Below are 20,265 nucleotides of genomic sequence, written 5' to 3' on the forward strand. Positions count from 1 at the left end.
CTTTTAGAAAGCTTAAATATTAGATCCCATTTCTGATTGAATGAGTTTTAACTGTTCTTTAATGCCATCCTTACTCACTTTCTTTTTCTTAATTTTGTTTTCAAGTTCTTCTATGAGCATAAAGATCTTTTTGTCTGTACTTACACGAATATCGAAAGTAGGGTTTTCATCACTTAGCTTCTTTTTTAATTTACTTCTTAAAGGCTTTAAACCAAATCTTTCGTGATGTTCAGGTTTAACGGCTATGTAAAGATCTAAATTTGTATTAACTGCGGTAGCTTCTGTAATTCCCTCTATAGTGAGAGCCTTTTTCTTAGCTTCTTGCGATATAGATTGATTAAAGGATTCTGTACTCATTTTTGTTAACTTAGGGCCCTTGTCTTCTTTCGTTCGTTTAGCTTCTTCTTTCTTTACCTTTTTATCTAACGGGCTATTATCACATCCGGTAAGTGAACCGAATAGGAGCATAAATAACGCGGTTATGATTCCGAGTTTTCGCATTATAATCATTCCATTTCTATTGCATTATGTAATTTGAGAAAAAAGGATGATTGCATATCACCCTTTTTCTCAAATTGTGTACCATTAGATACAATGGCACCTTTGGTTATTGCTGTGTGTATTGTGGTTCTTCTTGCTGGACTTCTTCAACACGTGGGTTTAAAGAATCAATAATTGTTTGTGTTTGCTGCGCAGCTGTTTGGAAAAGTTGCTTTGCTTGTTGGTTATCCGTATCAAGAGCGAATCCCTCTAAGCTAGCTTGTGCACTTTTTAATCCAGAAACAGTTTGCTTTAATTTTGTAATTACAGTCATTGAATGAAGCCCCCTTTGGAATATCAATTCAAAGATTATAATTTGTGAGTTGGGGTGAATTTATGATTGGAAAATTTAGGTTTTGAAGTTGAAGCTTTGATTCAAGCGTCAATGAATTTTTTGTTATAGTGGCGCTTTATAAGATGGAAGAGGATGATATGTAATTCATGATGTAGGTATGTTACCTGTTGAAGATTAAAAAGTAACTGAAAATTACATGAGGTTAAATTTCTAATTATTCACAAAAAACACATCAATAAAATATATATATTTCTATTCTTGTAGTTATTTTCAATTTAAAATAAAATTTTCTTGTATAGTAAAAAAAGGATGTGTTCAGTTTTAAAAAATAATATCTTCATTATCTTATTCGTTCAATCGAAGTCATTCACGAAAGAAGAACGTTATTAAATCAACGTTTCTTTTAATACATAAAACATTTACGAATTGTTTTGTTCATCGAAAGTCTTGCGAATTCTTTTAAAACAACGTTTAGAAGAGAAAGTCGAAAGTAACAAAAGTCATTTATGTTGTATTCGTCATTCATCAAAATGAATACGCTATTCACCACAGGCCAACCCAAACGAAAATTTTCCGAACCCTCCAAGCCACCCCGCTGAGCCGAGTCCCTTAGAGATAGTATTTGTGATTTTTAAATCAGGGGGTTGATCTCTCGCGAAGTCCTGACGTAGCCCAGCGAATTGTCTTTTACCCAATCCTCGCCGAGTTTCTACTATCAAAGAAAATAACGTTTCTAATGCGATTGGGCAGCCGTTATCGGAACTTACCCCCGACAGTGTGTTAAAATTAATCTAAGCGGAAAACGAGGATCTCCAATTGACTGGACGTGTGATCGGTTGGACAGTTTAAGAGGGTTGTATAAAAAGGGAGATGGCGCAAAGATGGTGAGATCAAAAGAGAATGATTTAACGGAGAAATTGGCAGAAGGTCACCGAGAATATGGTGACGGCAACTTTACAGTACAGAACATAGGTGATGAAACTAACCCGAATTGGACTGTCGTAAAAAATGTGAGGAAGGGATCGGCAGGCATTCGTGAAGGGGAAGATATATTTAGCCTGCGATCAAAATATATAAAATAGTGCGGAGATGGGCGGGCATCACTTCGCCTGTCTTTTTTTTATAGACTATATGCGAAAAGTGCGATGCCGAGAGATGTAATTCTAGACGATTAGATTTAATATGATGAAGTTATGAGCCTATATGCGTTCTATTTCGATTTAAGTAGATTAAGGGGGAACGAAAGAAGGAAAACTGCGCGCTAAAGCTAGTGTAGAAGAGGTTTTTATGCTTGCGTATTAGGTTAGCGTCAGGATATAATATCCATATGTAAAGAAGCGAACGTCTACGTGTTGGTGTTCGTATCCTACGTTTAACTTTCGGTAAGAACAAATCGGAAGAAGACGGAAGCAAATCGTTGATATTATCATAATCTCATGCGCCCATAGCTCAGTCGGATAGAGCGGTGGTTTCCGGTACCACGTCTGCCGGGGGTTCGAATCCCTCTGGGCGCGTCAAAAGGTCCTAACTTACATTTGTAAGTTAGGACCTTTTTTTATTTCTCTCTTGTTATATCTGGTTATAAGATTTACTATTAGCATGTGGTAATAACTTTTGCGCATTATTATTTTCTTTCAATATTATTCAAATTTCGGTTGTAAGATGTAAATCTCATTAATACATATAAATTAATAATATTTTGGAATGGGTGTCTGCGATAGGATTCTCCTTTTACCAAACTTATTGTACAATAGAAACAAGGGGGAGATTAGTTTGAAGGCAAGTCTTTTACAAGAACAAAGCTTACGTTTGGCAATGACACAAGAGTTAAGGCAAGCGATTACAATGCTCCAGTATAATGTACAAGAATTATCGGAGTTTTTGTATGAGCAATCGTTAGAGAATCCCCTTATTGAGTTAGGTGGTTTTGAGAGGGAGAAGAAAAAGAGCTCTAACACAAGTAAAAGTACCCGCAAACAAGTCGAGAATCAAATGGAAATCTACAGTGTGGATTCTACAACGATTCAGCAACATTTATTAAATCAACTACAGTATTATAAAATAGATGAAGAAGAGCGAAAAGCAGCTTCTTTCATTATTATGAACATGGATGGAAATGGCTATTTACAAGAAACAAATGAAGAGTTATCAGAGCTTCTTTCTGCGCCAATTGATGTAGTGGACTGTTCCGTGGAGCTTGTTCAATCGTTAGAGCCAGCTGGGGTAGGTGCGCGTAATATTCAGGAATGTCTATCAATCCAATTGAAGCGCTTACAAAGAAGGAATGGGTTAGCGGAAGAAATTATAGATGATCATTTTAATTATTTCGTTAAGAAAGATTGGCGAAAGCTCGTTCAAGTGTTGAAGTGTACCAACGAGGAATTACAGGATGCGGTGAACTGTATTACATCATTGCAGCCGAAACCAGGTCTTGCATTTTCTTCTGATAAACCACTTTATATCGTGCCTGATATGGCGGTAAAAAAAGATGGCGATCATCTTGTTTTACAGATGAATGAGAGAAATATGCCAAGAATTGAAATTCACTCTGAGTATAGTGCGTTACTAAATAATAGTGAAAGTGAAGTGGCTTCTTACGTATCGGAGAAGTATCAGCATGTGCAATGGATTATGCGCAGTTTGAAACAGAGAAAACAAACACTCTTACAAGTGATGAATATTATTATGGAAAAACAGCATGATTTCTTCTGGGGAGGTCCAGAGTATTTAAAACCACTTGCTTTAAAAGAGGTGGCGGAAGAGTTAGGTGTGCATGAGTCTACAATTAGTCGTGCAACGCGTAATAAATATGTGCAAACGCCGCACGGTTTATTTGAGATGAAATCGTTCTTTAGTAATTCTATTTCTACGACGGAAGATGAGGCGGTTTCTACAAAGCGTGTGAAACAATTCATTCAAACTCTTGTTGGAGCAGAAAATAAGAAAAAGCCACTTTCGGATCAAAAGATTTCAAAATTATTAGAAGAAGAGCATGAAATAGTTATTTCTCGAAGAACGGTTGCGAAGTATAGAGAACAAATGCATATTCCTGCTTCATCTCTAAGAAAAACAATTGGATAGGTGAAGAAGATGAAGGTTGTACTATATACAAAAAAAGATTGTGGTCTTTGCGTGAAGGCGAAACAAGTTTTAAAAGAAGTACAATATGAATATTCTTTTCAAATTGAGGAAATAGATATATATGAAGATAATGACCTTTTAGAGAAATACCATCTAATGATTCCTGTTGTAGAAATAGGCGGAAGACAAGTGGAATATGGTAACATTCACAAAGGTGTCATAATAAACTATATAAAGAATGCAGTTAAGAGTTGAATAAGTTTCTGTCTCCTGTTACAATAATACACGTAGCAGGGATTATTTTTTTAACCTAAGTGGGACGCAAAATGTCACTACGGGACATAAATTGACCATGAAGGGAAATGAACCGATGCAGTGAGGAGAAAAGATATGCGCTCATGGATTCAGAACACAAAAAAATTATTACCTGATCTGCTACCTGTTATGCAAACGAGAATGCAAGTGCTTCAGTACATTAGGCTTATGCAGCCGATTGGAAGAAGAAACTTATCTGCAAGTCTCGGTATGACAGAACGAGTATTGCGAAGTGAAGTTCAAGTTTTGAAAGAACAAAACTTAGTTCACGTCGCTTCTTCTGGAATGACTTTGACAGAAGAAGGAACAGCTTTAGTTCTTGCTTTGGAAGACTTTATGAAAGAAATTTCCGGGTTAAAGGTTTTAGAAAAACAACTTAAGGAAACATTAGACTTGGATGAAGTTTTCGTTGTCCCTGGTGATAGTGATGAATCACCTTGGGTCAAACTGGAGATGGGCCGTGCTTGTGTGACTTGTATAAAAGACCGTCTGACAGTGAATAATATCGTTGCTGTGGCTGGAGGAAGTACGCTAGCTGCTGCTGCGGACATGATGCAACTTGATTGCAAAGATTTACATATGCTATTTGTCCCAGCACGTGGTGGAATTGGAGAAGGTGTCGAGTTAGAAGCCAATACCATTTGCGCCAAAATGGCACAAAATACGATGAGTAATTATCGCTTATTGTATGTTCCAGATCACGTTAGTAGCGAAGCATATGCGTCTATTGTAACAGAGCCCTCCGTGAAAGAAGTTCTTGAGTTGATTCGATCTTCCAATATCGTCATTCATGGAATTGGTGATGCGTTAACAATGGCACGTCGCAGAAATACTTCAGAAGCAGATTGGTTAAAGATTCAGGCAAGCGAAGCAGTTGGCGAAGCTTTCGGTTACTACTTTAATGAACAAGGAAATGTTGTTCATAAAGTAAGAACAGTTGGTATGCAACTTGAAGATTTACAACATGTATCTCACGTTGTCGCAGTCGCTGGAGGTTCTTCAAAAGCAAAAGCAATACAGGCTGTAATAAAGCAAGGGCACACTTCAATTCTAATTACAGATGAAGGTGCAGCAAAACAATTAACAAAGGGTATTACCCTTTAATATAATCCCCCAAGGAGGAAATTTAAATGACTAAAATTGGTATTAATGGATTTGGACGTATCGGACGTAACGTATTCCGCGCAGCTCTTAACAACTCTGAGGTAGAAGTAGTAGCAATCAACGACTTAACAGATGCTAAAACATTAGCTCACCTTTTAAAATATGATACAGTTCACGGAACTTTAAATGCAGAAGTATCTGCTAACGAAAACAGCATCGTTGTTAACGGTAAAGAAATTAAAGTTATCGCTGAGCGTGACCCAGCTCAATTACCATGGAGCGACTACGGAGTAGAAGTAGTAGTAGAATCTACTGGCCGTTTCACTAAAAAATCAGACGCTGAGAAACACTTAGGTGGATCAGTTAAGAAAGTTATCATCTCAGCTCCAGCTTCTGACGAAGATATCACTGTAGTTATGGGTGTTAACCACGAACAATACGATGCAGCTAACCACAACGTAGTATCTAATGCTTCTTGTACTACAAACTGTCTAGCTCCATTCGCTAAAGTATTAAACGAAAAATTCGGCGTAAAACGCGGAATGATGACAACAATTCACTCTTACACTAACGACCAACAAATCTTAGACTTACCACACAAAGATTTACGTCGTGCTCGTGCAGCAGCTGAAAACATGATCCCAACATCTACTGGTGCTGCTAAAGCTGTAGCATTAGTATTACCAGAACTTAAAGGTAAATTAAACGGCGGCGCTGTACGTGTTCCAACTGCTAACGTTTCTCTTGTTGACTTAGTTGTTGAACTTGACAAAGAAGTAACAGTTGAAGATGTAAACGCAGCATTCAAAGCAGCTTCTGAAGGCGAATTAAAAGGTATCCTTGGATACAGCGAAGAGCCATTAGTATCTATCGACTATAACGGATGTACAGCTTCTTCTACAATCGATGCATTATCTACAATGGTAATGGAAGGTAACATGGTTAAAGTACTTTCTTGGTACGATAACGAAACTGGTTACTCTAACCGCGTAGTAGACCTAGCTGCATACATGACTTCTAAAGGTCTTTAATTCTTAAGTATATAAGCAATCAATGACAAAACGAGGGAGAGGGTTTGTTCCCTCTCTCTCTTCTTTCGTTTTAGAAGCAAATGTGTTAAGCTTTTGAATGGGTTTTGTCAATCCTAACTAGTAGTCGGAGGGAAATCCAATGAACAAAAAATCAATTCGTGACGTAGATTTAAAAGGTAAGCGTGTATTTTGCCGCGTTGATTTCAACGTACCTATGAAAGAAGGCAAAATTACAGATGAAACTCGTATCCGTGCAGCTCTTCCTACAATTCAATATTTAATAGAGCAAGGTGCGAAAGTAATTTTAGCAAGTCATTTAGGCCGTCCAAAAGGTCAAGCAGTAGAAGAATTACGTCTTACTCCAGTAGCAGCACGTTTAGGCGAGCTTCTTGGTAAAGATGTTAAAAAAGCGGACGAAGCATTCGGACCAGTTGCACAAGAAATGGTTGCAGCAATGAACGAAGGCGACGTATTAGTTCTTGAAAACGTACGTTTCTATGCGGGCGAAGAAAAGAACGATGCAGAACTTGCGAAAGAATTTGCAGCTCTTGCTGATATCTTCGTAAACGATGCATTCGGTGCAGCTCACCGTGCTCACGCTTCTACAGCAGGAATCGCAGACTACCTACCAGCAGTATCTGGTTTATTAATGGAAAAAGAGTTAGATGTATTAGGTAAAGCACTTTCTAACCCAGAACGTCCATTCACAGCTATCATCGGTGGTGCGAAAGTAAAAGATAAAATCGGTGTAATTCGTCATCTATTAGACAAAGTAGATAACTTAATCATCGGTGGCGGACTTGCTTACACATTTGTTAAAGCTTTAGGTCATGAAATTGGTCTATCTCTATGTGAAAACGACAAGATCGAACTAGCTAAAGAATTTATGCAACTTGCAAAAGAAAAAGGCGTAAACTTCTACATGCCAGTTGATGTTGTAATCACAGAGGAATTCTCTGAAACTGCAACAACTCAAATCGTAGGTATCGACTCTATCCCTTCTACTTGGGAAGGCGTGGACATCGGTCCTAAAACACGTGAAATTTATGCAGATGTAATTAAAAATTCTAAGCTTGTTGTATGGAATGGACCAATGGGTGTATTCGAAATGACTCCATTCGCAGAAGGTACAAAAGCAGTAGGACAAGCATTAGCAGATGCAGAAGATACATACTCTGTTATCGGCGGTGGTGACTCTGCAGCAGCTGTTGAAAAATTCGGTATGGCTGATAAAATGAGCCACATTTCTACTGGCGGCGGTGCGTCATTAGAATTCATGGAAGGTAAAGAACTTCCAGGTGTAGTTTGTCTTAACGACAAATAAGTAGCAGCCAAAGAAAAAGGACGGTGCAAAGCATGCGTAAACCAATTATCGCAGGTAACTGGAAAATGAATAAAACTCTAGCTGAAGCAGTTAGCTTCGTAGAGGAAGTTAAAGGTCAAATCCCAGCAGCTTCAGCTGTTGATGCAGTAGTTTGTTCGCCAGCTCTATTCTTAGAGCGCTTAGTAGCAAAGGCTGAAGGAACTGACTTACAAGTAGGTGCACAAAACATGCACTTCGAAAAAAATGGTGCATTCACTGGCGAAATTAGCCCAGTAGCACTTAGCGACTTAAAAGTAGGCTACGTAGTACTTGGCCACTCTGAGCGTCGTGAAATGTTTGCTGAAACAGACGAGTCAGTAAATAAAAAGACTCTTGCAGCATTTGAACATGGTTTAACACCAATCGTTTGTTGTGGTGAGACTTTAGAAGAGCGCGAAAGCGGAAAAACATTTGATCTAGTAGCAGGTCAAGTAACAAAAGCACTTGCAGGTTTAACAGAAGAGCAAGTTAAAGTAACTGTTATCGCTTATGAGCCAATCTGGGCTATCGGTACAGGTAAATCTTCTTCTTCTGCAGATGCAAATGAAGTATGTGCGCACATCCGTAAAGTTGTTGCAGAAGCTGTTTCTCCAGAAGCTGCAGAAGCTGTTCGTATTCAATACGGCGGTAGCGTAAAACCAGAAAACATTAAAGAGTATATGGCACAATCTGACATCGACGGCGCTTTAGTTGGCGGTGCTAGCTTAGAGCCTGCTTCGTTCTTAGGTCTTCTGGGGGCGGTAAAATGAGAAAGCCAACAGCTTTAATCATTCTTGATGGTTTCGGACTACGTGAAGAAACTTACGGGAATGCTGTAGCACAAGCTAAGAAACCTAATTTTGATGGTTACTGGAACAAATTCCCTCACACAACGCTTACAGCTTCTGGTGAGGAAGTAGGTCTTCCAGCAGGTCAAATGGGTAACTCAGAGGTTGGTCACTTAAATATCGGTGCTGGCCGCATCGTATATCAAAGCTTAACACGCGTAAACGTTGCAATTCGTGAAGGTGAGTTCGATCAGAACGAAACTTTCCAAAATGCAATTAAAAGCGTGAAAGAAAAAGGTACTGCTCTTCATTTATTCGGTTTACTTTCTGATGGTGGTGTGCACAGTCACATGAACCATATGTTTGCTCTTCTTCGCTTAGCAGCAAAAGAAGGCGTGGAGAAAGTATATATCCATGCATTCTTAGATGGCCGCGATGTTGGACCACAAACAGCAAAAGGTTATATCGATGCAACAAATGAAGTAATTAAAGAAACAGGAGTAGGACAATTCGCGACTATCTCTGGTCGTTATTACTCCATGGACCGTGACAAGCGCTGGGATCGCGTAGAAAAATGTTACCGTGCTATGGTGAATGGTGAAGGCCCTACTTATAAATCAGCAGAAGAGTGTGTAGAAGACTCTTATGCAAATGGTATTCATGATGAATTCGTATTGCCGTCTGTAATTGTTAACGAAGATGACACGCCAGTTGCAACAATCAATAATGATGATGCAGTTATCTTCTATAACTTCCGTCCAGACCGTGCAATTCAAATTGCTCGTGTATTTACAAACGAAGACTTCCGTGAGTTCGATCGTGGTGAAAAAGTACCTCACATTCCTGAGTTCGTTTGTATGACACATTTCAGTGAAACTGTAGATGGTTACGTGGCATTCAAGCCAATGAACCTTGATAACACATTAGGTGAAGTTGTTGCGCAAGCGGGATTAAAGCAACTTCGCATCGCGGAAACTGAAAAGTATCCGCACGTTACATTCTTCTTTAGCGGTGGTCGTGAGGCTGAATTCCCAGGAGAAGAGCGTATTTTAATTAACTCACCGAAGGTTGCAACATATGACTTGAAACCTGAAATGAGCATTTATGAAGTAACGGACGCTTTAGTAAATGACATCGAAAATGATAAACATGATGTTATCATTCTTAACTTTGCAAACTGTGATATGGTTGGCCATTCTGGGATGATGGAACCAACAATTAAAGCAGTAGAAGCAACTGACGAATGTTTAGGAAAAGTTGTAGAAGCGATTCTTGCAAAAGATGGTGTAGCACTTATTACTGCTGACCATGGTAATGCCGATCAGGAGTTAACTGCTGAAGGTGGACCAATGACAGCTCATACAACTAACCCGGTTCCTTTCATCGTTACAAAAAATGATGTAGAGCTTCGTGAAGGTGGTATTTTAGGAGATATCGCCCCAACAATGCTTACACTTTTAAATGTGGAACAACCGAAAGAAATGACAGGTAAAACAATTATTAAATAATTTGCTTATATAAAAAGGAGAGAATTTATTATGTCAACAATTATTGATGTTTATGCTCGCGAAGTCCTTGACTCTCGTGGTAACCCAACTGTAGAAGTAGAAGTTTACACAGAAAGCGGCGCATTCGGACGCGCTATCGTACCAAGTGGTGCATCTACTGGTGAGCACGAAGCAGTAGAATTACGTGACGGTGACAAATCTCGTTACCTTGGTAAAGGTGTTCTTAACGCAGTAAACAACGTTAACGAAGCAATCGCTCCAGAAATCGTTGGTTTCGACGTAACTGACCAAGCTGGTATCGACCGTGCTATGATCGAATTAGATGGCACTCCAAACAAAGGTAAACTAGGCGCTAACGCTATCCTTGGTGTATCTATGGCAGTAGCTCACGCAGCAGCTGACTTCGTAGGTCTTCCATTATACCGTTACCTTGGTGGATTCAATGCAAAACAATTACCAACTCCAATGATGAACATCATCAACGGTGGTTCTCACGCTGATAACAACGTTGACTTCCAAGAGTTCATGATCTTACCAGTTGGTGCTCCAACATTCAAAGAATCAATCCGTATGGGTGCTGAAGTATTCCATGCACTTAAAGCTGTATTACATGACAAAGGTCTTAACACTGCAGTAGGTGACGAAGGTGGATTCGCTCCAAACCTTGGTTCTAACCGTGAAGCATTAGAAGTAATCATCGAAGCTATCGAAAAAGCTGGTTACAAAGCTGGCGAGAACGTATTCTTAGGAATGGACGTTGCTTCTTCTGAGTTCTACAACAAAGAAACTGGTAAATATGACCTTGCAGGCGAAGGCCGTACTGGCTTAACTTCTGCAGAAATGGTTGATTTCTACGAAGAGCTTTGCAAAGACTTCCCAATCATCTCTATTGAAGATGGTTTAGACGAAAACGACTGGGATGGTCACAAATTATTAACTGAGCGTATCGGTGATAAAGTACAATTAGTTGGTGACGACTTATTCGTAACTAACACGCAAAAACTTGCTGAAGGTATCGAAAAAGGTATCTCTAACTCAATCTTAATTAAAGTTAACCAAATCGGTACTTTAACTGAGACTTTCGAAGCTATCGAAATGGCTAAACGTGCTGGTTACACAGCAGTTGTATCTCACCGTTCTGGTGAAACTGAAGATGCTACAATCGCTGACATCGCAGTTGCAACTAACGCTGGCCAAATCAAAACTGGTTCTATGAGCCGTACTGACCGTATTGCTAAGTACAACCAATTACTACGCATCGAAGACGAACTAGGCGAAATCGCTGTTTACGATGGTATCAAATCTTTCTACAACATCAAACGATAATTGTAGAAAATAACGACAGACCGTGAGAAATCACGGTTTGTTTTTTTTTGCTAAAATTGTTCGTCTGTCATAAGTGACATGAAGTATTTAAAGAAGAGATTATAATCAAAATCGATAGCAATTTGCTGCGAGGGCCGATTGGTGAATGGGCTTGATCCTACTAAAGAGCGGAAATCACCGATGCTTGCTCCTTGAGCGTAAGATTCGGTCATGACGGTAATTGGTGATTTGTAGTAGGTAAACATAGAATTATCAAGTAAAGCTAATATCGGTATCGTGTCATGAAAAGGGCAGCCTTTTAATTGTGGTAAAATTTTTTCGTAATATCCATAGTAGTAATGATCGAATAGAGGTTTGACGAGAGAAGCCTTTCCTTTCGCCTCAATATATTCAGCCATATCAGGTGTAACGATGGAATACTGAGTTACATTTAACGGGTATATGTACATGTTGGATGCAGATTGTAATACAATGTTAGCCGCGATTGGATCGCCATAAAAATTCGCTTCTGATACGGGAGTTACATTACCTGGGTGCAGAAAGGAACCACCCATTACATAATAAGATTTAATTTGCTGCATTAAGTTTTTACATAAAATAAATAAAGTAGCTAGGGAAGTGAGTCGCCCTAAACTTACAATGATTAGTTCGTCTTTATACTGCTCGATAAGAGGGATAACTTCAAAAAAATTCTCCATTTCCCCGTTTTGTAACTTTTCATTTGGGATGATTGGCCCTAACCCTTCTTTACCGTCAATATTAGTAAAAAAAGCGGGTGGACCTCCATTGAGAGGACGGTCTGAACCACCAAATATTTTCATATCTCTATTTCTTGATTTTTGTTTAAGAAAATGAGCATTTTGTACGGCCATTTCTTTTGGAACATTGCCGTAATCAGCGACAATCCCAACAATTTCAATTTCATCGATAAGGAATGCGAGGAGGAGGGCTATCGCATCGTCGATTCCAGGATCACAAAAAATGAGAATTTTTTTAGACATGCGTTCACCACCTATCTTTATATATATATGTGTGCTAGAGAGAAGGCAGAATAAAAATGGAGTGAAGGATTTTGTTTTATTAAAATAATAACCATCAAAATTCAGAAAATATAAACTTTATATATTAGGTCAAGGTTTTTGACATAAATCACATTAGGAAACGCAGTCATATCAAGGGTGTAAGCGTATAATATAGTGGGTTTTCGTTGTCGATTTGATAAATTGCAGGTTTTTACAATTTATACTATGATAAGGATATTAACAGAAGATCGTATAAACATGAGGGATGATGAACATGAAACTTACAAAGATTCTTGTCCAAATTGCTGCTCTTTATGTATTTTATATCGTTGGAAATTGGGTGCAAGAAATGTTGAATCTTCCGATTCCAGGAAGTTTGATTGGGATGTTCCTCCTACTTGTTTTGCTTAGCCTAAAAGTACTTCCAGTGAAATGGTTTGATTTAGGAGCAGAAACACTCGTTGCTATTATGCCGTTTTTATTAATTCCGCCAACGCTTGGCTTAATGAATTACGGTGCTTTTTTTATGAGTAAAGGAATTTCCCTTTTCATTACAGTTGTAGCGAGTACGTTTTTAATTATTATTGTCGCAGGACATACAGGACAATATCTTGCGAATAGAAAGGAAAAAGAGACACAATGAGCCAAATATTAATCGGAATCGGTTGGGTTCTTTTTACGGTGCTATTATATCAATTATCTAAAAAAATCTACAAATTATTTCCAACACCATTTACCATTCCAATGCTTGTTGCAACAGGATTAATGGCTTTCTTATTTATAATGCTTGATATACCATATCAAAATTATATGGAAAGTGGTGGTGGTTGGATTGCGAAGCTACTAGGACCAGGTGTTGTAGCATTTGCAATCCCGCTTTATAAACAACGTCATGTTCTGCAAAAATATGTTGTACCAATTGCTGGTGGTGTATTAGTAGGTACAACAGTTGCTATTGCAAGTGATTTTGCTATCGCCACACTTATGGGAACAGATAAAAGCTTAATTTTATCTTCTTTACCAAAATCAGTGACAATGCCAGTTGCGATGAGTGTATCTGAACAAGTTGGTGGTGTCCCGTCCTTAACAGCAGCATTCGTCGTTATCGCAGGGATTACTGGAACGATTTCAGGACCAATTTTATTAAAATGGAGCCGTGTTACAAACTCAGTTGGTAAAGGGATTGGCTTTGGATGTGCGTCTCATATTATGGGTGTTATGAGAGCGATGAAAAATAATGAGCATGAAGGTGTTATTGGATCGGTAACAATGACATTAACAGCAATTTTGACATGTTTGCTTGGACCGTTATTCGCAATGATGTTCATGTAATAGAAGAAAAGCGAGAGCGATTCTATAGCTCTCGCTTTTCTATAGGATTTATGCTACATTTAAAATAACTGAATCTTTGTAGGAGGTACGCCAAGTGCATACGTTATTATCAGTTTTACTTATTATTGTATCGATTTTAATGATTGTTATGGTACTTATGCAGTCTAGTAATAGCTCAGGCCTTTCAGGCGCTATTTCAGGTGGTGCAGAGCAATTGTTTGGTAAGCAAAAAGCACGTGGAATTGAAGCGGTATTAAACCGTGTTACAGTTGTCTTAGCTGTACTATTCTTCGTACTAACAATTGGTGTTACGTACTTAAATTTATAAAATTAAAAGAAGAAGCGTTAGCGGATTATGCTAATGGTTCTTCTTTTTTTGATTTGTTATTCAAAAAAAGTTTCTAATTAGATTATAGAATTATAAATATGGTACACTAAGAATAGAAAGAATACGACTAGATTACAGAAGAGAAAGAGGAGAAGTACATGATGAAATTAGCATCTCCGAAACCATTTACATTTGAAGGTGGAGACCGCGCTGTTTTATTATTACATGGATTCACAGGGAACTCAGCTGACGTACGCATGCTAGGGCGTTTCTTAGAGAAGAAAGGCTATACTTGTCATGCGCCAATTTATAAAGGACACGGTGTACCACCAGAAGAGCTTGTTCATACAGGCCCTGAAGACTGGTGGAAAGATGTAATGAATGCCTACCAGCATTTAAAAGATCAAGGTTACGAGAAAATAGCTGCGGTTGGATTATCATTAGGCGGAGTATTCTCATTAAAACTTGCTTATACATTACCGATTTTAGGTGTTGTACCAATGTGTGCACCGATGTACATTAAAAGTGAAGAAATTATGTACCAAGGTATATTGGCATATGCCCGCGAATATAAAAAGCGTGAGCAAAAATCACCAGAACGAATTGAGCAGGAAATGTTTGAATTTAAACAGACACCAATGAATACATTAAAAGCATTACAGGAGTTGATTCGTGACGTACGCAATAATGTTGATATGATTTATGCTCCAACATTCGTTGTACAAGCACGTCATGATGAGATGATTAATACAGATAGTGCTAACATTATTTATAACGGTGTAGAATCTACGTTAAAAGACATTAAATGGTATGAAGACTCTACGCATGTCATTACACTTGATAAAGAACGTGATGTGCTACATGAGGATGTATATAACTTCTTGGAGCAACTAGATTGGTAAGGTCTAGTTGCCTCTTTTTTTCATAAGGGAATTTTTATCCCGCTATTTGTGGGCTAATAATCAGTGGGGACGGACAAAAAACCACTGGTTAAAGTTACACTTTATGAAAGCTGTAAAAAATCATTGGGAGATGATTAAAGTTTCACTTTATACATCCCCCATCTTTCGGATACACTAAATAATATAAGGGTTTAAAGGAGGTATTTCTGCTTGGAAGAAATCATGCAAGAACATATTGATAAGTTGTTATTATTTATGAGGGAAGAAGCGTATAAACCGTTAACGATACAAGAATTAGAATCGGCATTTGGAATCGAAGGCTCTGAGGGCTTTAAAGATTTTGTAAAGGCACTTGTAATGATGGAAGAGAAGGGGCTTGTTATCCGCACACGTAGTAACCGCTACGGTCTTCCAGAAAAAATGAATTTAGTACGCGGTAAATTAATTGGGCACGCACGTGGTTTTGCGTTCGTCGTTCCAGAAGAGAAGAAAACAGGAGATGATGATCTTTTCATCCCGCCGACAGAATTAAATGGTGCACTTCATGGTGATACAGTATTAGCACGTGTTAGCGCACAATCAAGTGGATCACGCCAAGAAGGCGCGATTGTTCGTATTTTAGAGCGTGGAACGAAGGAACTAGTTGGTACATATACAGAGTCAAAGAACTTTGGATTTGTTATACCTGATAATAAACGCTGGACAAGTGACATTTTTATCTTGAAAAGTGCATCTATGGGCGCTGTAGAAGGCCATAAAGTAGTTGTGAAAATTACGGGCTACCCAGAGAACCGTTTAAGCGCAGAAGGTGAAGTTATTCAAATTCTAGGTCATAAAAATGACCCAGGAGTAGATATTTTATCTGTCATTCATAAACATCATTTACCTTTAGCATTCCCTGAAGAAGTGATGGAGCATGCAAACAGTGTACCAGAAACGATTTCAGAAGAAGATATAAAAGATCGTCGTGATTTACGTGATCAAATGATTGTTACAATTGATGGTGCGGATGCGAAAGACTTAGATGACGCTGTTACAGTAACGAAGCTTGAGAACGGTAACTATAAGCTTGGCGTTCATATTGCAGATGTAAGTCATTACGTTCAAGAAGGTTCTCCAATTGATGTTGAAGCAGCAGAGAGAGCGACGAGTGTATATCTTGTAGACCGTGTAATTCCGATGATTCCGCATCGTTTATCAAACGGTATTTGTTCATTAAATCCGAAAGTAGACCGTCTGACACTATCTTGTGAAATGGAAATCAACAATCTAGGTGATGTTGTAAAACACGAGATTTTCCAAAGTGTAATTAAAACGACAGAGCGTATGACGTATGCTGACGTAAGAAGCATTTTAGAAGATGAAGACGAAGCACTAATTGAACGTTACGAGCCGCTAGTACCAATGTTTAAAGAAATGGGGCAGTTAGCACAAATTTTACGTGAAAAACGTATGCGCCGTGGTGCGATTGACTTTGACTTTAAAGAAGCGAAAGTACTAGTAGATGAAGAAGGAAAACCGACTGATGTTGTAATGCGTGATCGTTCTGTATCAGAGAAGTTAATTGAAGAGTTTATGCTTGTTGCGAACGAAACAGTAGCGGAGCATTTCCACTGGATGAACGTACCGTTTATGTACCGTGTCCATGAAGATCCGAAAGAAGATAAGCTTGAGCGTTTCTTCGAGTTTGTAACAAACTTCGGATATGCAGTAAAGGGACGTGCGAATGAAATACACCCTCGTGCATTGCAGCAAATTCTTGAAATGGTTCAAGGTCAGCCGGAAGAAATAGTCATTTCAACAGTTATGCTTCGTTCTATGAAGCAAGCACGTTACGATTCGAACAGCTTAGGACATTTTGGTTTATCAACTGAGTTCTACACGCATTTCACATCGCCAATTCGTCGTTACCCAGATACGATTGTTCATAGATTGATTCGTGAATACATCATTAATGGTAAAGTAGACAACGAAACGCAAGCGAAATGGCGTGAAAACTTACCTGAGATTGCAGAGCACTCTTCTAATATGGAACGCCGTGCTGTTGAAGCAGAGCGTGAAACAGACGAAATGAAAAAAGCAGAGTATATGGTCGATAAAATCGGTGAAGAGTATGACGGTATGATTAGTTCTGTAACAAACTTCGGTTTATTCGTAGAGCTTCCAAATACAATTGAAGGTCTTGTACACGTTAGCTATTTAACAGATGATTACTACCGTTATGACGAAAAACATTTTGCGATGATCGGAGAACGTACAGGTAACGTATTCCGCATCGGTGACGAAATTACAATTCGTGTTATTAACGTAAATAAAGACGAGCGTGCAATCGACTTTGAAATCGTTGGCATGAAAGGCACACCTCGTCGTAAGTTCAAAGATCGTCCAGTTGTGATTGAACAGCCAAGAACAGGCAGAAAGAAACGCGGTGGACGTAGCGAACGTAGTAATGAGCGCGGTGGTGAACGCGGCACAGGAAGAAAGTTTGATCGTGGTGGACAAGGAAAAGGAAAAGCATCTGCATCCACATCCGCTAGTCAGCCAGGGAAAAAAGATGGAAATAGTAATAGTAATGGTAATGGTAAGAAGAAAAAAGGATTCTTTGAAAATGTACCAGGATTCAAGAAGAAAAAGAAAAAGCGCAAGTAAGAGAAGAGTGGCTTCGCCTCACATTCTGAGCGAGCCACTTTCGCTTTTTGTTGAATCCAGCTACAGTGGCTAGAATCTATTGGCCATTTCGCGCCCTCGGACGAAGCAAAAAGCGCTTCTTTGTCGGGAGCTCCAATGTCCAAAGATTCTGAGCGAGCCACTTTCGCTTTTTATTAACATTTGTTACAATGGTAAAAATAGAGGAGGGACGTTATATGCCAAAGGGTACAGGTAAGGTTATTGCGCAAAATAAAAAGGCATTTCATGATTATTTCATCGAAGAAACATACGAAGTAGGGCTTGTCCTTCAAGGAACGGAAATTAAGTCGATTCGCGCTGGACGCGTGAACTTGAAAGATGCGTTTGCACGTATACATAACGGTGAAGTATGGGTTCATAATATGCATATTAATACATATGAACAAGGGAATCGTTTCAATCACGATCCGCTACGTACAAGGAAGTTACTTCTTCATAAAAAAGAAATTGATAAGCTAGCAGGTTACGCAAAAGAAACAGGATATGCATTAGTTCCAGTTAGAATCTATTTGAAAAATGGATTTGCGAAAATGGCACTTGGTTTAGCAAAAGGTAAGAAGCAATATGATAAGCGTCACGATTTAAAAGAGAAAGAAGCTAAACGTGAAATTGCACGCGTGTTCCGTGATCGTCAAAAGATGTAATACAGATATTTACATTTGTAAAACGGCGCGCGTATGATATAATAACTTATGTAAGATTGTTGCACATTGAAAAACAGCTCTTAGTAGCTATCACGATATTTCTTCGTATGCTCCATTTTTATCATGGGGACGTTACGGATTCGACAGGGATAGTTCGAGCTTAGGTTGCGAGTCGAGGGGATCGGCCTCGTTAAAACGTCAAAGCCTATAATTGGCAAACAAAACAATCTTTCTTTAGCTGCTTAATTGCACTAAAGGTTCCTCCCTCCATCGTCCATGTGGTAGGGTAAGGGACTCAAACTAAGTGGACTACGCCGGAGTTCGCCGTCTGAGGGCGAAGGAAGAGAATAATCAGACTAGCAACTTGGAAGCCTGTCGATAGGCCGAAGAGTTCGCGAAATGCTAATATATCGACTACACTCGTAGAAGCTTAAGTGCCGATATTTTTGGACGTGGGTTCGACTCCCACCGTCTCCACCAATACATAACTGTTTGGTGGTTTTTTTATGCTGTAATATGAACCATAAGTTTGCCGGAACGGCAAGCTTATGGTTCTTTTTGTTTGCGGCAAACTTATGCTTCTTTTATTCCAATGTGTATTAATATGATAATGTTCGGTAATAAATATTTTAGTGACATTGTTTTTCTTAGGAGACAATATTATAATTAATAAAGGAAGTTTTTTCTATTATTAATCGTATGGAGGGAGTGCATCAGATGCTGCAATTTAAGATTTTTGAACTTTTTAATTTTAGTGAAGAAGATCTAAAAATAGCTCAAAATGTATTTGCTGATAATAATTTGGTCCTTCTTAATAAAAAGTACATAGCCGTCACATACGATTACGCTACAAATAGCTATATCGACTTATTAAAGAAAGCTAAAAAAGTAGATAATATGCGGCAAGTAATTTTAACTTCAAAACACTTTTTCAATTTAATTAACTATGCTGTTAGTACAAATTCTTCCATTACGGAATTAAAATTTGTTTCGCAAATTCCTAGAGAAAGCACAGAGTTTGTACATGATTATATAGAATTGATAAACGCATCTAAAATGGAAGAAAAAGATACATATAAAGATAGATTGTTTAACGAGTTAGACTGGCTGATTCATGATGAATGTATTGATATAGAAAAGGTATCGATTTTGACGAAATTTAATAATTCACGTTTATATAAAAAGGTAGAATTATTTAATAACGGTGTTATTATAGTTAACAATCATAGTATGTCAGAGGAAATTAAAAACTTAGTCTTATCCATCATTAAGGGGATAGTTCATGCTTAGGTTATTAATAAAATTGAGGAATATCTCAGTGGAGTGGATTATCTTACTTAGCCCTATCATAGCAATTTTTATCATGTATATATTGAAGTTTGATGTAGCTACATACATATCGAACTTTATTCCTGCTCTTAAGGAAGCAATTAATGCCAAGCCAGGTGTAGGTTTTACTATTACTACGTCAATTATTGCGTTAGCTGTAAATCTTTTTATTAAAATTTTTAAACATCCAGGTAAACTAGAAATCGAAATGAAAAGTTTAAAAACCAGAAAAGATAATTCTGTTTTAGAAGTGGCTAATCCACATAAACGTGTCAGTATCGATTTAGCATGCGAAACAAACTTTAAATTTATGTGGTTAAAAAAGGTTATTCAAGCATTGGGTAAAACGAAATTAATTTTACATTTCCCACATTGGGTAGACTATAATATTGAAAATGAAAGTGATTTCAAATCCAATACAATAGAACAAAAACGAAATGAAGATAAATTAGAGGTTAATTTAGGACAAGCCCTACAAAAACATATGAAGAAGGGGAAATTTTCCTTGATTTTAAAAATAGGTCCTAATGTCGTGGATAAGAAAGAAGATTATATTGTTAGTAAATTTGTTGTTGAATCGGATGGTGTAATTAACAAATTTTTGATTTATTTGCTGATTATCTTGTTCCTAGATTTTAAAGAATCACAACATTTAGTCGAAGCAAGGAATGATGAATAGGGAAGGGAAGA

The 20,265-nt window shown here is 38.1% G+C and carries 20 protein-coding genes, 1 tRNA gene and 1 other RNA gene; 19 read left to right on the plus strand and 3 right to left on the minus strand.

Annotated elements, in window-relative coordinates:
• Positions 1 to 12: 12 nt before the first annotated feature.
• Together MR066_RS15650 and MR066_RS15655 are read right to left on the minus strand one after the other, a co-directional pair.
• Positions 13 to 501, minus strand: a complete 489-nt coding sequence (locus MR066_RS15650; RefSeq protein ID WP_040963136.1) for a YhcN/YlaJ family sporulation lipoprotein — start codon at positions 499 to 501, stop codon at positions 13 to 15.
• A gap of 106 nt (positions 502 to 607) precedes the next feature.
• Entirely contained in the window at positions 608 to 814 is a 207-nt protein-coding gene (locus tag MR066_RS15655) for a DUF1657 domain-containing protein (protein ID WP_000216167.1), read from the minus strand.
• Between the two features lie 902 nt (positions 815 to 1,716).
• Here MR066_RS15655 and MR066_RS15660 point away from each other — a divergent pair.
• The 10 genes from MR066_RS15660 (at position 1,717) to eno (ending at position 11,330) form a co-directional block, all read left to right on the plus strand.
• Positions 1,717 to 1,917, plus strand: coding sequence for a hypothetical protein (locus MR066_RS15660; RefSeq protein WP_002129884.1), 201 nt, complete (start codon positions 1,717 to 1,719; stop codon positions 1,915 to 1,917).
• A gap of 356 nt (positions 1,918 to 2,273) precedes the next feature.
• Positions 2,274 to 2,349 (plus strand) — tRNA-Arg (locus tag MR066_RS15665).
• A 259-nt stretch (positions 2,350 to 2,608) separates the two neighbouring features.
• On the plus strand, positions 2,609 to 3,916 hold the full coding sequence (gene rpoN / locus MR066_RS15670; protein ID WP_002016074.1) for an RNA polymerase factor sigma-54: 1,308 nt from the start codon (positions 2,609 to 2,611) through the stop codon (positions 3,914 to 3,916).
• A 9-nt stretch (positions 3,917 to 3,925) separates the two neighbouring features.
• On the plus strand, positions 3,926 to 4,171 hold the full coding sequence (locus tag MR066_RS15675; RefSeq protein ID WP_002143722.1) for a glutaredoxin family protein: 246 nt from the start codon (positions 3,926 to 3,928) through the stop codon (positions 4,169 to 4,171).
• Positions 4,172 to 4,306: 135 nt separating this feature from the next.
• On the plus strand, positions 4,307 to 5,335 hold the full coding sequence (cggR, locus tag MR066_RS15680; protein ID WP_061673724.1) for a gapA transcriptional regulator CggR: 1,029 nt from the start codon (positions 4,307 to 4,309) through the stop codon (positions 5,333 to 5,335).
• A gap of 26 nt (positions 5,336 to 5,361) precedes the next feature.
• Positions 5,362 to 6,366: a type I glyceraldehyde-3-phosphate dehydrogenase gene (gap, locus tag MR066_RS15685; RefSeq protein ID WP_002016071.1), complete on the plus strand. Its 1,005-nt coding sequence runs from the start codon at positions 5,362 to 5,364 to the stop codon at positions 6,364 to 6,366.
• 139 nt (positions 6,367 to 6,505) lie between these two features.
• Positions 6,506 to 7,690, plus strand: coding sequence for a phosphoglycerate kinase (locus MR066_RS15690; RefSeq protein WP_002016070.1), 1,185 nt, complete (start codon positions 6,506 to 6,508; stop codon positions 7,688 to 7,690).
• Positions 7,691 to 7,722: 32 nt separating this feature from the next.
• Entirely contained in the window at positions 7,723 to 8,478 is a 756-nt protein-coding gene (tpiA, locus tag MR066_RS15695) for a triose-phosphate isomerase (RefSeq protein ID WP_002159914.1), read from the plus strand.
• Positions 8,475 to 10,004, plus strand: coding sequence for a 2,3-bisphosphoglycerate-independent phosphoglycerate mutase (gpmI, locus tag MR066_RS15700; RefSeq protein ID WP_002129880.1), 1,530 nt, complete (start codon positions 8,475 to 8,477; stop codon positions 10,002 to 10,004). Before tpiA ends, gpmI begins: the two co-directional genes overlap by 4 nt.
• Positions 10,005 to 10,034: 30 nt before the next feature.
• Positions 10,035 to 11,330: a phosphopyruvate hydratase gene (gene eno, locus MR066_RS15705; RefSeq protein WP_000103948.1), complete on the plus strand. Its 1,296-nt coding sequence runs from the start codon at positions 10,035 to 10,037 to the stop codon at positions 11,328 to 11,330.
• Positions 11,331 to 11,380: 50 nt separating this feature from the next.
• Here eno and MR066_RS15710 read toward each other — a convergent pair whose 3' ends face one another.
• Complete coding sequence (locus tag MR066_RS15710) at positions 11,381 to 12,331, minus strand: nucleoside hydrolase (RefSeq protein WP_242247662.1); 951 nt, start codon at positions 12,329 to 12,331, stop codon at positions 11,381 to 11,383.
• Between the two features lie 286 nt (positions 12,332 to 12,617).
• Between MR066_RS15710 and MR066_RS15715 the strand changes: the two genes are divergently transcribed.
• The 9 genes from MR066_RS15715 to MR066_RS15755 all read left to right on the plus strand — a co-directional run bounded on the left by MR066_RS15715 (position 12,618) and on the right by MR066_RS15755 (position 20,254).
• Positions 12,618 to 12,995 carry a CidA/LrgA family holin-like protein gene (locus MR066_RS15715; protein WP_170935229.1) on the plus strand — a complete coding sequence of 126 codons (378 nt, stop codon included), beginning with the start codon at positions 12,618 to 12,620 and terminating at the stop codon, positions 12,993 to 12,995.
• A complete protein-coding gene (locus tag MR066_RS15720; protein WP_002129877.1) occupies positions 12,992 to 13,684 on the plus strand; it encodes an LrgB family protein in 693 nt (230 codons plus the stop codon). The genes MR066_RS15715 and MR066_RS15720 overlap by 4 nt, the downstream gene beginning before the upstream one ends.
• Before the next feature lie 94 nt (positions 13,685 to 13,778).
• On the plus strand, positions 13,779 to 14,012 hold the full coding sequence (gene secG, locus MR066_RS15725; RefSeq protein ID WP_002016062.1) for a preprotein translocase subunit SecG: 234 nt from the start codon (positions 13,779 to 13,781) through the stop codon (positions 14,010 to 14,012).
• A gap of 161 nt (positions 14,013 to 14,173) precedes the next feature.
• Positions 14,174 to 14,914, plus strand: coding sequence for an alpha/beta hydrolase (locus tag MR066_RS15730; RefSeq protein WP_162836430.1), 741 nt, complete (start codon positions 14,174 to 14,176; stop codon positions 14,912 to 14,914).
• 222 nt (positions 14,915 to 15,136) lie between these two features.
• Positions 15,137 to 17,563: a ribonuclease R gene (gene rnr / locus MR066_RS15735; RefSeq protein WP_396022277.1), complete on the plus strand. Its 2,427-nt coding sequence runs from the start codon at positions 15,137 to 15,139 to the stop codon at positions 17,561 to 17,563.
• Positions 17,564 to 17,778: 215 nt separating this feature from the next.
• Positions 17,779 to 18,246 (plus strand): SsrA-binding protein, encoded by a 468-nt coding sequence (gene smpB / locus MR066_RS15740; protein ID WP_002034685.1) that lies wholly within the window; start codon positions 17,779 to 17,781, stop codon positions 18,244 to 18,246.
• A 125-nt stretch (positions 18,247 to 18,371) separates the two neighbouring features.
• Positions 18,372 to 18,726: a transfer-messenger RNA gene (gene ssrA / locus MR066_RS15745) on the plus strand.
• 237 nt (positions 18,727 to 18,963) lie between these two features.
• Positions 18,964 to 19,536, plus strand: coding sequence for a hypothetical protein (locus MR066_RS15750; protein ID WP_242247664.1), 573 nt, complete (start codon positions 18,964 to 18,966; stop codon positions 19,534 to 19,536).
• Entirely contained in the window at positions 19,529 to 20,254 is a 726-nt protein-coding gene (locus MR066_RS15755; RefSeq protein WP_242247666.1) for a hypothetical protein, read from the plus strand. The genes MR066_RS15750 and MR066_RS15755 overlap by 8 nt, the downstream gene beginning before the upstream one ends.
• The last annotated feature ends 11 nt before the right edge of the window (positions 20,255 to 20,265 follow it).

This window comes from Bacillus cereus group sp. BfR-BA-01523 (genome assembly GCF_022662615.1).
Lineage (GTDB): Bacteria > Bacillota > Bacilli > Bacillales > Bacillaceae_G > Bacillus_A > Bacillus_A mycoides.

What these genes read in the sequence shown, in the direction of transcription:
- MR066_RS15650 (WP_040963136.1), bottom strand. Translation starts at nt 501, where the DNA reads ATGCGAAAACTCGGAATCATAACCGCGTTATTTATGCTCCTATTCGGT.
- MR066_RS15655 (WP_000216167.1), bottom strand. Translation starts at nt 814, where the DNA reads ATGACTGTAATTACAAAATTAAAGCAAACTGTTTCTGGATTAAAAAGT.
- MR066_RS15660 (WP_002129884.1), top strand. Translation starts at nt 1,717, where the DNA reads ATGGTGAGATCAAAAGAGAATGATTTAACGGAGAAATTGGCAGAAGGT.
- MR066_RS15675 (WP_002143722.1), top strand. Translation starts at nt 3,926, where the DNA reads ATGAAGGTTGTACTATATACAAAAAAAGATTGTGGTCTTTGCGTGAAG.
- cggR (WP_061673724.1), top strand. Translation starts at nt 4,307, where the DNA reads ATGCGCTCATGGATTCAGAACACAAAAAAATTATTACCTGATCTGCTA.
- gap (WP_002016071.1), top strand. Translation starts at nt 5,362, where the DNA reads ATGACTAAAATTGGTATTAATGGATTTGGACGTATCGGACGTAACGTA.
- MR066_RS15690 (WP_002016070.1), top strand. Translation starts at nt 6,506, where the DNA reads ATGAACAAAAAATCAATTCGTGACGTAGATTTAAAAGGTAAGCGTGTA.
- tpiA (WP_002159914.1), top strand. Translation starts at nt 7,723, where the DNA reads ATGCGTAAACCAATTATCGCAGGTAACTGGAAAATGAATAAAACTCTA.
- gpmI (WP_002129880.1), top strand. Translation starts at nt 8,475, where the DNA reads ATGAGAAAGCCAACAGCTTTAATCATTCTTGATGGTTTCGGACTACGT.
- eno (WP_000103948.1), top strand. Translation starts at nt 10,035, where the DNA reads ATGTCAACAATTATTGATGTTTATGCTCGCGAAGTCCTTGACTCTCGT.
- MR066_RS15710 (WP_242247662.1), bottom strand. Translation starts at nt 12,331, where the DNA reads ATGTCTAAAAAAATTCTCATTTTTTGTGATCCTGGAATCGACGATGCG.
- MR066_RS15715 (WP_170935229.1), top strand. Translation starts at nt 12,618, where the DNA reads ATGATGAACATGAAACTTACAAAGATTCTTGTCCAAATTGCTGCTCTT.
- MR066_RS15720 (WP_002129877.1), top strand. Translation starts at nt 12,992, where the DNA reads ATGAGCCAAATATTAATCGGAATCGGTTGGGTTCTTTTTACGGTGCTA.
- MR066_RS15730 (WP_162836430.1), top strand. Translation starts at nt 14,174, where the DNA reads ATGAAATTAGCATCTCCGAAACCATTTACATTTGAAGGTGGAGACCGC.
- rnr (WP_396022277.1), top strand. Translation starts at nt 15,137, where the DNA reads ATGCAAGAACATATTGATAAGTTGTTATTATTTATGAGGGAAGAAGCG.
- smpB (WP_002034685.1), top strand. Translation starts at nt 17,779, where the DNA reads ATGCCAAAGGGTACAGGTAAGGTTATTGCGCAAAATAAAAAGGCATTT.
- MR066_RS15750 (WP_242247664.1), top strand. Translation starts at nt 18,964, where the DNA reads ATGCTGCAATTTAAGATTTTTGAACTTTTTAATTTTAGTGAAGAAGAT.
- MR066_RS15755 (WP_242247666.1), top strand. Translation starts at nt 19,529, where the DNA reads ATGCTTAGGTTATTAATAAAATTGAGGAATATCTCAGTGGAGTGGATT.